The following is an 11,099-nucleotide window of genomic DNA, read 5'->3' on the forward strand; positions in this document are numbered from 1 at the left end:
GTCGCCACCCGCGCGTTGCACGTGCCCGCGCTGCTGGCGCGGCGGCCCGAAGTCATGGCCCGTGCGGTCGATGACGGCCGCGTGCCTGCCGCGCTGCTCGCGTCCGCTGATGTGATCCTGTGCGGCCCCGGGCTGGGGCAGGGCGACTGGGGTGCGGCGATGCTCGCCCAGGTGCTGGACGACGCCCGGCCCGGCACACGGCTCGTGCTGGACGCGGATGCGCTGAACCTGCTTGCACGCCGACCCCGGGCGTTGCCGGCAGACAGCATACTGACGCCGCATCCCGGCGAAGCCGCTCGGCTGCTGGGCATTGAAGCCAGCGAGGTCCAGCGCGATCGCGCCGGCGCACTGCACGGTCTGTGCAGGCGCTACGCGGCCGTGGTCGTGCTCAAGGGCGCCGGCACGCTGGTCGGTGCAACCGGGCGCGGTGCGCGGCGAATCAGCGCGGGCAACCCCGGAATGGCGGTCGGCGGAATGGGCGACGTGCTTGCTGGCACCATCGCCGGGTTGCACGCGCAGGGGCTCGAGGCGGCCGACGCGGCGGCGTGTGGCGCGTTGCTCCACGCCTGCGCGGGGGACGCCGCGGCGGGCGAGGGTGGTGAGCGCGGGTTGCTGCCCGCCGACCTCATGCCTTGGTTACGGCGCTTGGCCAATCCGCAGGCGACCGCATGAAGTCCTTCTGGCTCGCCGACAGCGCGCACACCGACCGGCTCGGCGAGATGCTCGCCCGTTCGCGGCCGCCGCTTGCCGTCGTCCACCTCAAGGGCGACCTCGGGGCGGGCAAGTCCACCCTTGCGCGCGCGTTGCTGCGGGCGCTCGGCGTGCGCGGATCCATCCGCAGTCCCACTTACACATTGGTAGAGCGATACCCGCTGGCCGACGGTCGGGAGGCGTGGCACCTGGACCTGTACCGCATCGGCGACCCCGGCGAACTCGAGTTCCTCGGGTTGGACCCCGACGAGGCCACACTCTGGCTCATCGAGTGGCCCGAACGCGGCGCAGGCAGCCTGCCGCCAGCGGACCTGGTCGTTGAAATGGCGGTCGAGGGGGGCGGTCGCCGCGTGGTGCTTTCCCCGGCGAGCCCGGTCGGGACCGGGTGGCTGGAGCAATTGGCCCGGGAGAACGCAGGGCTCGAGGCGGCATTTGCGGCCGACTCCTGAACGCGCCTGCAAGAAGGTACGGCAGGTGCCGGATTAATAAGGGAAAAAGTGCTTGCAATCCTGTGGGTCCGGTGCTTGACTACCGGCCATGCGAGTGAAGGGCGCCACGTTCCAGAAATTCCTGCTCGGGCTTGCGCTGCTGTCAGCGTTGGCCTGGAACCTCGCGCATTCCAGCGAAATCAACGACCTACACCTCGCTGCGGGTGCCACCGGGACCCGTGCCGAGATCGCGCTCGACCATCCCGCCGAGTTCAGCATCATCCGTCTGTCCGCTCCCGACCGGCTGGTCATCGACCTCCCGGGGTCGTCGCTGGCCAAGGGCCTGTCGATGCCGACCGGCGCAGGCGTGGTGAAGTCGGTCCGTACCGGCCAGCCCGTGCCGGGTACCGCACGCATCGTGTTCGACCTCGCCCAGCCGATCACCGCGCTCAAGCCGCGGATCGAGCCCGGCGCAAACGGGTCGCGGCTGGTGGTGGAGTGGCCGGGCGACGGCGCGCCTGCAGTAGCCACCAAGGCGGCGGCCATTCCGACCGTCGATGTCGCTTCGTCGGCGGCGGTGTCCGTGCCGGTCGCCAGCGCGCCCACCGTCGACCAGTCCGCCGCTTCGGCGGCCGCGACCTCGCGCCTGATCTCCGAGCTCACCCGCAGTGAAGCGGCCGCGTCGTCGCGGGCGCCGACACCGGCAGTCCCGGCGGCTGCGCCTGCAAGTGACCCGATCGCCGCCGTCATCGCTGCGCACGCCGCCAGGGTGCCGACCACGGTTGCCACCGGCGTTCCCACGCGGGTGGCCACCGGCAAGCCGGCCACTCCGGTGTCGCCGCCCGCGGCCGATGCACCGATCAAGACGCTGCAGGGCGTCATGCAAGGGCGTGGCATGCGTCCGCTGGTCATCGCCATCGATCCCGGCCACGGTGGCCAGGACCCGGGTGCGCTCGGCCAGGGCGGCACGCGCGAGAAGGACGTCGTGCTTGCGATCAGCAAGGAACTCGCGCGCCAGATCAACGCCACGCCGGGCTTGCGGGCCTACCTCACCCGCGATACCGATGTGTTCATCCCGTTGAACCGGCGCGCGGTGCTGGCGCGCCAGGCCAAGGCCGACATGTTCATCTCGATCCATGCTGACGCCGCGGAGAACCGCAGTGCCGACGGATCGTCGGTCTACGTCCTGTCGCTCAAGGGCGCGTCCTCGCAGCGTGCGCGCTGGCTGGCCAACAAGGAAAACGCGTCCGACCTGGTCGGCGGCGTACGGCTGGAACAGACCAGCAACACCCTGGCATCGGTGCTGCTCGACCTGACCCAGAGCGGCCACATGAAGGCCTCCGAGGAAGCTGCCGGTGAGATCCTCGACGGGCTGATGCGGGTCGGCAACATCCACAAGACCCACATCGAGCGCGCCAACTTCGCCGTGCTGCGCACCTCCGACATGCCGGCGATGCTGGTCGAGACCGCCTTCATCTCCAACCCCGAAGAAGAGCGTCGGCTCAAGGATCCCGGGTTCCAGCGCAAGGTCGCCAGCGCGGTGCTCGACGGGGTCAATGCATTCTTCACCCGGCAACCGCCACCGGGCACGATGTACGCCGCGCGCGCGGCCGCGCAGCAGGGCATGGGCGGCGCCGCCGGCGGCAGTCCGTAAGCGTCCGCAATACCCGTTGGTTCGGCCGCTGACACGCCTCCGGCGCGAGGCCTGACTTCGCTATGATGGTGGACCGCGCGCGCGCTTCGTTGCCCCGTCCTCCGTGCCGATCCGACCGCTTCCCGACACCCTGATCAACCAGATCGCCGCTGGCGAAGTCGTGGAACGTCCGGCGTCGGTGGTCAAGGAGCTGGTCGAGAACGCACTCGATGCCGGCGCACGCCGGGTCGACATCGACCTGGAGGAGGGCGGCGTCCGGCTGATCCGCATCCGGGACGATGGCGACGGCCTCCCGGCCGACGAGTTGCCGCTCGCGATCTCCCGCCACGCGACCAGCAAGATCGCCTCGCTCGACGACCTCGAGGGCGTGGCGACACTCGGCTTCCGCGGCGAGGCGCTGCCGTCGATCGCGTCGGTCAGCCGCTTCTCGCTTTCATCGCGCCAGCGCGAGGCCGACCATGGCGCCACGCTCGAGGTCGAAGGCGGACGCGTCGGTGCGGTGGTGCCCAAGGCGCATCCGCACGGCACCACGGTCGAGGTGCGCGACCTGTTCTTCAACGTGCCGGCGCGGCGCAAGTTCCTCCGCGCCCAGCGCACCGAGCTGGGCCACATCGAGGAATGGCTGCGACAGCTGGCGCTGGCACGGCCGGACGTGGAGCTCCGGGTATCCCACAACGGCAAGCCGTCACGACGCTGGAAAGGCGAGGGCGACCTGCTCTCCGACCTTCGCCTGCACGAGGCGCTGGGCGAGGAGTTCGCCCGCAATGCGTTGCATGTCGATCGCGAAGGCGCCGGACTGCGCCTGCACGGCTGGATCGCACAGCCCGCCTACAACCGGGCCAGCGCCGATCAGCAGTACCTGTATTGCAATGGCCGGTCGATCCGCGACCGCAGCATCGCCCACGCGGTCAGGCAGGCGTATGCGGACGTACTGTTCCACGGCCGGCAGCCGGCCTACGTGCTGTTCCTCGAACTGGATCCGCGCCGGGTCGACGTCAACGTGCACCCGGCCAAGCACGAGGTACGCTTCCGCGACTCGCGGCTGATCCACGACTTCGTGTACCGGACGCTGCAGGCGGCCCTGGCCGAGACGCGCGCCGGCACGGTTCCGCAGGCATCGCACGGCGAGGCGAACCCCGCGCAGCCGACCGGCGACCACTACCGCTGGGACGCACCGCAGGCACCCCTCGGGCTCCAGGTAGCCGAGGCCCGCGCCGGCTATGCGTCGCTGTACGGCTCTGCGCTCCCCGAATTTGCAGGCGGCGGATACGGAGGCGACGTAGCGCTGGCCGAGCGTCGCACGCTGCCGGCGGGCACGGAGCCGACCCTGCCCCCGCTGGGCTACGCGCTCGCGCAGTTGCATGGCATCTACATCCTCGCCGAGAGCGCAGAAGGGCTGGTGGTGGTCGACATGCACGCCGCGCACGAGCGGATCGGCTACGAGAAGCTCAAGGCCGCGCACGACGGCGAGGGCCTGCGCAGCCAGCCGCTGCTGGTGCCGGCGACGCTCGCGGTGTCCGAACGCGAGGCCGACGTCGCCGAGCGCGAGGCGGCCACGCTCGAGTCGCTCGGGTTCGAAGTGACCCGCGCCGGCCCGCAGTCGCTGACGCTGCGCAGCGTTCCGGCGCTGCTCGCCCACGGAGATGTCGAAGCACTCTTGCGCGACGTCCTGGCCGACCTGCGCGAGTACGGCGAGTCGCGCCGCATTGCCAGCGCCCGCGACGAGCTGCTGTCGACCATGGCCTGCCACGGTGCCGTCCGCGCCAATCGCCGGTTGACCCTTCCCGAGATGAACGCCCTGTTGCGCGAGATGGAAGCGACCGAGCGCTCCGGCCAGTGCAACCACGGCCGCCCGACCTGGGCGCGCTTCACCCTTCCCGAAATCGACCGCTGGTTCCTGCGAGGCCGCTGATGACGCCAATCCACGGGGCGCGCACGCGCCGGACCTTGCTGCTGGCCGGCGCGCTGGCCTGCACCGTGCTCGCAGCCTGCGGCGACGACCCTTCATCCGACACAGACGAGGCCCCCATGTCCGCCGACGCGATCGCGTTCAACACCGAACTCCAGGCCTGGCGCGACCAGCGCCGAGACGCGTTGTTGGCGCCCGATGGCTGGGCCAGCCTGATCGGGCTGCACTGGATCGAGCGGGGGCCTCACTACGTGGGCAGCGATGCCGACAACGGCATCCAGCTGGGCATGGGACCCGAGCACCTGGGGATGGTCGACCTGCGCGCCGACGGCATCCGCTTCGTGCCCGAGGACGGCTTGGCACTGACCGTCGACGGCGAGCCGCTGACCGGTGCGACCACGCTGCGTACTGACGAGGATGCCGGCGGACCCAGCGTCCTCGGTTTCGACGAGGGCAAGGGGCAGGCGACCGTGATCCGCCGCGCCGGCCGCCACGCCTTGCGCGTGCGCCATGCCGACGCACCCACGCGCATCGGCTTCAGCGGCCTGGATTACTGGCCGGCCGAACGCGACTGGCGCATCGAGGCCACCTTCGTCCCGCATCCGGCGGGCCAGACCATCGAGGTCGCCAACATCATCGGCAGCACCGATCCGATGCCCAATCCCGGTGCGGTCGAGTTCGAGCGCGATGGCGCCACCTACCGGATCGAAGCGCTGGATGAGGGCGGTGACGAACTGTTCCTCGTGTTCGGCGACCGAACCAACGGGCATGGCAGCTACGGTGCGGGTCGGTTCCTGTACGTGCCCAGGCCCGACGCCCAGGGACGCCTGGTGGTGGATTTCAACCGCGCCTACAACCCGCCATGTGCTTTCACCATGTTCGCCACCTGTCCGCTGCCGCCGCTGGAGAACCGCCTGGACCTGGCCGTTACCGCGGGCGAAAAGGCCTACGGGCGCAAGGAGTAGCCGATGTCGCTGTTCAAGCTCGCACTGGTGGTCCTGCTGCTGGTATCCCATTCCGCGTCGGCGGCGACCGGGCGCGCGGCGGACCAGACGCCAACGTCGGAGGCGGAATTGGCTGCGCTATCGACGCCGGCCCATGTCCCGCCGGTTCCGCTGATGTGGAGAGTCTCCGACGGGGACAATGCCATCTACTTGCTTGGTTCGTTCCACTTGCTCAAGCAGGACGACTACCCGGTGTCGGCCGATATCGACCAGGCGTTTGCCGCGGCGTCGCGGGTGGTGTTCGAGGTCGCGCCGGAGCAACTGGACGCGCCGGATACCGGCGAGATGTTCCTCGCGGCGGCGGGCTATGACGACGGCCGCACGCTCTCGGACGTGCTGTCGCCCAAGCTGTACGAGAAGCTGCGCCGGCTGCTGGCGCGGCAGGGATCGGCGATCGCCCAGGTTGACGGTTACGAGCCGTGGTTCGTGAACCTGTCGCTGCTGCTCGGACTCGCCCAGTCGCTGGAGTTCCGCCCCGATCAGGGACTGGACCGCTACCTGATCGAGCGGGCCAAGGCCGCGGGCAAGCCAACCGGCGGGCTGGAGACGCTGAAGGACCAGCTCGACGCGCTCGACGCCACCCCGCTGCAGGAACAGACGGTCGGCCTGCGCGAGTTCCTCGACCGACCCCAGGAGATGCCGGGGCTGCTCGCCGAGTTGCATCAGGCCTGGCGCGACGGCGACGTGGAGGAGCTCGATGGCCTTACGCGGGTCGACATGCGCGAGAAGACCCCCGAGACCTACCGGCTGCTCAACGTGGAGCGCAACGACCGCTGGATTCCGGCCCTGCGGGCCATGCTCGATGGCGACGACGAGGACGTGATGGTGGTGGTGGGTGCGTTGCACCTGCTCGGCGTCGATGGCGTGGTCGAGAAGCTGCAGGCTGCCGGCTACCAGGTGGAGCGCGTCTGCTCGGCGTGCGAAGTGGGCAGCGAGGTGGAGACCGGCGCGTTGTAACGCCGGGTGCTAGGCCGCCGTCATCACGATGCAGTCGACCGGGCAGGCGGGCACGCACAACTCGCACCCCGTGCATAGCGGTTCGACCACGGTATGCATGTGCTTGGCGCCGCCGATGATGGCGTCGACCGGGCAGGCCTGGATGCACTTGGTGCAGCCGATGCAGTCGTCCTCGACCACCAGCGCGACCCGCGCCGGCTTGTACTCGCCGCGGCTGCGGTCGTAGGGGCGAGGAGGGTGGCCCAGCAGTCGGGCCAACGCGTGGGCGCCGTGGTCGCCACCGGGCGGGCAACGGTCGGTCCCGGCCTCGCCGGCGGCCATGGCCTCGGCGTAGGGCCGGCACCCGGCGTAGCCGCACTGGCCGCACTGGGTCTGCGGGAGCAGGCGGTCCAGGCGTTCGACAAGGGCCTGCATGACGTCGGTCCTTGAGGCCCGCCGCGCTCAGCGGACCGGCATGCCGGCCTGCGCGGCCGGGTCGGCGTCGAGCAGGGCCAGTGTACCGGCGTCGAAGCCGGCCGATAGGATCATCCCCTCGCTCAGGCCGAAGCGCATCTTGCGCGGCGCCAGGTTGGCGATGAACACGACGTTGCGCCCCACCAGCTTTTCCGGTTCCGGATACGAGGCACGGATGCCGGAGAAGATCTGCCGCTGGCCGAGTTCGCCGGCGTCGAGCTGGAAGCGCAGCAACTTGTCCGAGCCCTCGACGAACTCGCACTCGAGCACCTTGCCGATGCGCAGGTCGAGCTTCGCGAAATCGTCAATGCCGATCGTCGGGGCCGCGTCGCCCTCGCTCTGGGCCGCAACCGGGGTCTGCGCGGCACCCCCGGTCGGCGCCGGGCGGCTGGACGCGGATTGCGCAACGCCCTGCGAGGCGTTGTCCGGACGCTGCTCTGCGTGCTGCGGCTTCATGGATTCCTTGCTGGCTTCGGTCATGGCTTCGATGAGTTTCGGGTCGATGCGGGTGAACAACGGGGTGTAGGCGGCGATGCGGTGCGCGGTCAGCGGCGCGGCGATGGCGCTCCAGTCGTCGACCGGCGCGGCGAGGAAGGCTTCGGCCTGTGCGGTCACGCGCGGCAGCACCGGCTTGAGCGCCGTGTTGAGCACGCGGAACAGATTCAGCCCCTGGGTGCAGACCGCCTGCAGCTCCGCGTCGGCGCCCTCCTGCTTGGCGATCACCCACGGCTTGTGTTCGTCGATGTAGCGGTTGGCCTCGTCAGCCAGCCCCATCGTCAGCCGCAGGGCGGTGGCAGCCTCGTTGCGGGCATAGGCCTCGGCGATCGGGCGCAGCTGCTCGACGAAGCGCGCGTACATCGCCGGGTCCGGCAATGCGCCCGCGAGCTGGCCGTCGAAACGCTTGCTGATGAAGCCGGCGCAGCGGCTTGCCAGGTTGACGAACTTCCCTACCAGATCCGAGTTCACCCGCGCAATGAAGTCGCCGAGGTTGAGGTCGAGGTCGTCGACCCCGCCGGTTGTCTTGGTGGCGAAGTAGTAGCGCAACGCCTCCGGGTCCAGGCCGGCGTCAAGGTAGCTGCGCGCCATCACGAAGGTGCCGCGCGACTTCGACATCTTGGCGCCGTCGACGGTCAGGTAGCCGTTGACGTGCAGGCGTGTCGGCGCACGGAAACCCGCGCCGTGCAGTACCGCCGGCCAGAACAGGCCATGGAAGTTGACGATGTCCTTGCCGATGAAGTGGTGCAGCTCGGTCTGGCTGTCGCGGGTGAGGTAGCTGAAGAAATCCAGTCCCTCGCGTTCGCACAGCGCCTGGAAGCTGGACAGGTAGCCGATCGGGGCGTCGATCCACACGTACAGGTATTTGCCAGGGTGGCCGGGGATCTCGAAACCGAAGTAGGGCGCGTCGCGCGAGATGTCCCAGGCGCGCAGGCCGCCCTCGGCGTCGAGCCATTCGCGCAGCTTGGCTTTCACGCCGGGCGCGGCGACGTCGCCGGCCAGCCACTCGCGCAGGAAAGCGTCGAAATCGCCGACTTCGAAGAAGAAATGTTCGGACTCGCGCAGCTCCGGCGTCGCGCCGCTTATGACCGAGCGCGGCTGCTTGAGCTCGGTCGGCGCATACGTCGCGCCGCAGTGCTCGCAGTTGTCGCCGTACTGGTCCGGCGTACCGCAGTTGGGGCAGGTCCCCTTGACGAAGCGGTCGGGCAGGAACATGCCCTTCGCCGGGTCATAGAGCTGGGCGACCGAACGGCGCTTGATATGGCCGTTGTTGTCGAGCTTCGCGTAGATCGCTTCCGTCAGTGCCCGGTTGCGCGGCGAGTTGGTCGAGTCGTAGTGGTCGAAGGCGACGCCGAAGTCGGCGAAGTCCCGCTCGTGGCTCGCCTGGATGACCGCGATGTACGCCTCCGGCGTCATCCCGGCCTTCTCGGCGGCGAGCATGATCGGGGTGCCATGGGTGTCGTCGGCGCAGACGAAGTACGCCGCGTGGCCCGACAGCCGCTGCGCGCGGGCGAAGATGTCGCCCTGGATGTAGCCGACCAGGTGGCCCAGGTGCAGCGGGCCGTTGGCGTAGGGCAGGGCGCAGGTGACGACGAGCTCGCGGGACATGGCGTGGGGGCGGCGGAAGAAGCCGTCGATTATCGCATGCGTCCACGGGCCATCCAGCGGCCAATGGAAGACGAGCCAAACAGGAACGGCCCGCCAGGGGCGGGCCGTCCGGGGTCACGCGAGAGCGGGACGCGCGGTTACTTGCGCACCCAGGTCTGGGTCTTGCCCAGCAGGGAGAAGCCCATGAAACCGCGGACTTCGAGCTTGGCGCCGCCTTCGACCGGGCGCATCTTCACCGAGTAGACCTTGCCGCTGGCGGGGTCGAGGATCTTGCCGCCTTCCCAGCTGTCGCCGTCCTGGCTGACGCCCCACAGGATGACCATGCCTTCGATCGGCTGGTCCTTGCGTTCGCCGGTGCACTTCTTGCAGACCGGGTTCTCGCCCTGTTCGGATTGCAGGACCTCGACCACGCGGCCGGCAAGGCTGCCGTTGCGGGTCTCGTAGATTTCCACGGTCGACTTGGGCTGGTTGGTCTTGTCGTCGATGGTGGTCCAGGTGCCGACAGGGGACTCCTGCGCGAACACGGAGAACGACAGCGCCAGAAGCGGCAACGCGAGCAGGGTGGACAGTTTGCGCATTGGGATCCCTCCAGAGGATTCGTGGGCGTTCGGCGTGCCGTTGATGGGCGGGCCGATCGCGCTCTTTATACCGCATCCGTACGGTGGCGCACCCGCCCGCGGCCCGGGCCGGTTCAGCGTCATGAAGCGGACCCTGCCTGCCGGCCCCGGCACCTCCTGACCCAGGTCAGGCCGGCGCCACGGGTGTCCTGCGACAATGACGCCAACCCAAGGAGGCCCCACGTGACCGACCCGCTGCAGACCCGAATCGAATCACTCCCGATCCCCGGCACCGCCATCGCCGTGCGCGACGTGGCAGGACGCGTACGCGTCGCCCGGGCCGACGGCGCCGCTGCGGTGTCCATCGAGCTGGGAGTGCCGGTGGCTGGCCTGGAGGGCGACCTGCGGGACGCGGTGGCGGCATTGGTGTCCGCGGAGGGATTGTCGCTGTCGCGGCTGGAGCTGACCCAGCGGATCACTGCCCACGCGGTCCAGCCCAGGCTCTCGCCGTTGCCGCGGGTGCGCAACATCATCGCGGTCGGGTCGGGCAAGGGCGGGGTCGGCAAGTCGACCACGGCCGTCAACCTCGCGCTGGCGCTCGCCGCCGACGGCGCGCGCGTCGGCGTGCTCGACGCGGACGTCTACGGCCCCAGCGTGCCCATGATGCTCGGCCTCAACGGGCGTCCCGACAGCCCGGACGGCAAGTCGATCGAACCCATGCGCGCCCACGGCGTGGAGGCGATGTCGATCGGCCTGTTGGTCGACCAGGACACGCCGATGATCTGGCGCGGGCCGATGGCCACCGGTGCGCTGACCCAGTTGCTCAACGATACCCGCTGGGGCGAGCTGGACTACCTGGTGGTCGACCTGCCGCCGGGTACCGGCGACATCCAGCTGACGCTGGCCCAGAAGATCCCGGTGGCGGGCGCGATCATCGTCACCACCCCGCAGGACGTCGCCACGCTGGATGCCCGGAAGGCGCTGAAGATGTTCGAGAAGGTCGAGGTGCCGGTGCTCGGGTTGCTGGAGAACATGGCGGTGCATGTCTGCAGCAATTGCGGGCATGCCGAGCACGTATTCGGCGAGGGTGGCGGACAACGCATGTCCGCGCAGTACGGCGTGCCATTGCTGGGCAGCCTGCCGCTGGAACTGTCGATCCGGGAGCACGGCGATGCCGGGACACCGGTCGTGGTGGGGCAGCCGGGTTCGCCGGCGGCGAAGGCCTATCGAACCGCGGCGCGGCAGGTGGCGGCGCACCTGGCCATGCGGCCACGGGTGACGCCGTCGATCTCGGCGTCGCTGCTCTAGCCGCCGCAAAAAGAA

Annotated in this window: 10 protein-coding genes; 7 read left to right on the plus strand and 3 right to left on the minus strand. The window is 69.7% G+C overall.

Annotated elements, in window-relative coordinates; genetic code table 11:
* The 6 genes from ACKVMH_RS07020 to ACKVMH_RS07045 form a co-directional block, all read left to right on the plus strand.
* The coding region (locus ACKVMH_RS07020; RefSeq protein ID WP_412699745.1) for an NAD(P)H-hydrate dehydratase at nucleotides 1-672 on the plus strand (672 nt) is incomplete at its 5' end.
* Nucleotides 669-1,160, plus strand: a complete 492-nt coding sequence (gene tsaE, locus ACKVMH_RS07025) for a tRNA (adenosine(37)-N6)-threonylcarbamoyltransferase complex ATPase subunit type 1 TsaE (RefSeq protein WP_412699746.1) — start codon at nucleotides 669-671, stop codon at nucleotides 1,158-1,160. The genes ACKVMH_RS07020 and tsaE, both read left to right, overlap by 4 nt.
* Nucleotides 1,161-1,248: 88 nt before the next feature.
* The gene (locus ACKVMH_RS07030) at nucleotides 1,249-2,793 is read left to right on the plus strand and encodes an N-acetylmuramoyl-L-alanine amidase (protein ID WP_412699747.1); all 1,545 of its coding nucleotides are present in this window, start codon (nucleotides 1,249-1,251) and stop codon (nucleotides 2,791-2,793) included.
* Nucleotides 2,794-2,896: 103 nt separating this feature from the next.
* Nucleotides 2,897-4,705, plus strand: coding sequence for a DNA mismatch repair endonuclease MutL (gene mutL / locus ACKVMH_RS07035; protein ID WP_412699748.1), 1,809 nt, complete (start codon nucleotides 2,897-2,899; stop codon nucleotides 4,703-4,705).
* Nucleotides 4,705-5,667 (plus strand): DUF1684 domain-containing protein, encoded by a 963-nt coding sequence (locus ACKVMH_RS07040; RefSeq protein ID WP_412699749.1) that lies wholly within the window; start codon nucleotides 4,705-4,707, stop codon nucleotides 5,665-5,667. Before mutL ends, ACKVMH_RS07040 begins: the two co-directional genes overlap by 1 nt.
* A gap of 3 nt (nucleotides 5,668-5,670) precedes the next feature.
* Nucleotides 5,671-6,663, plus strand: coding sequence for a TraB/GumN family protein (locus ACKVMH_RS07045; RefSeq protein WP_412699750.1), 993 nt, complete (start codon nucleotides 5,671-5,673; stop codon nucleotides 6,661-6,663).
* Between the two features lie 9 nt (nucleotides 6,664-6,672).
* Here ACKVMH_RS07045 and rnfB read toward each other — a convergent pair whose 3' ends face one another.
* From rnfB to ACKVMH_RS07060, 3 genes are all read right to left on the minus strand, one after another.
* Entirely contained in the window at nucleotides 6,673-7,077 is a 405-nt protein-coding gene (gene rnfB / locus ACKVMH_RS07050; protein ID WP_412699751.1) for an Rnf electron transport complex subunit RnfB, read from the minus strand.
* A gap of 27 nt (nucleotides 7,078-7,104) precedes the next feature.
* The gene (gene metG, locus ACKVMH_RS07055) at nucleotides 7,105-9,219 is read right to left on the minus strand and encodes a methionine--tRNA ligase (RefSeq protein ID WP_412699752.1); all 2,115 of its coding nucleotides are present in this window, start codon (nucleotides 9,217-9,219) and stop codon (nucleotides 7,105-7,107) included.
* A gap of 137 nt (nucleotides 9,220-9,356) precedes the next feature.
* Nucleotides 9,357-9,797, minus strand: coding sequence for a DUF2147 domain-containing protein (locus tag ACKVMH_RS07060; RefSeq protein WP_215218192.1), 441 nt, complete (start codon nucleotides 9,795-9,797; stop codon nucleotides 9,357-9,359).
* A 261-nt stretch (nucleotides 9,798-10,058) separates the two neighbouring features.
* On the opposite strand from ACKVMH_RS07060, the gene apbC reads away from it, so the two are divergent.
* The gene (apbC, locus tag ACKVMH_RS07065) at nucleotides 10,059-11,084 is read left to right on the plus strand and encodes an iron-sulfur cluster carrier protein ApbC (protein WP_412699765.1); all 1,026 of its coding nucleotides are present in this window, start codon (nucleotides 10,059-10,061) and stop codon (nucleotides 11,082-11,084) included.
* Nucleotides 11,085-11,099: the final 15 nt, after the last annotated feature.

Source organism: Lysobacter zhanggongensis (assembly GCF_046638635.1).
Classification (GTDB): Bacteria; Pseudomonadota; Gammaproteobacteria; order Xanthomonadales; family Xanthomonadaceae; genus Novilysobacter; species Novilysobacter luteus.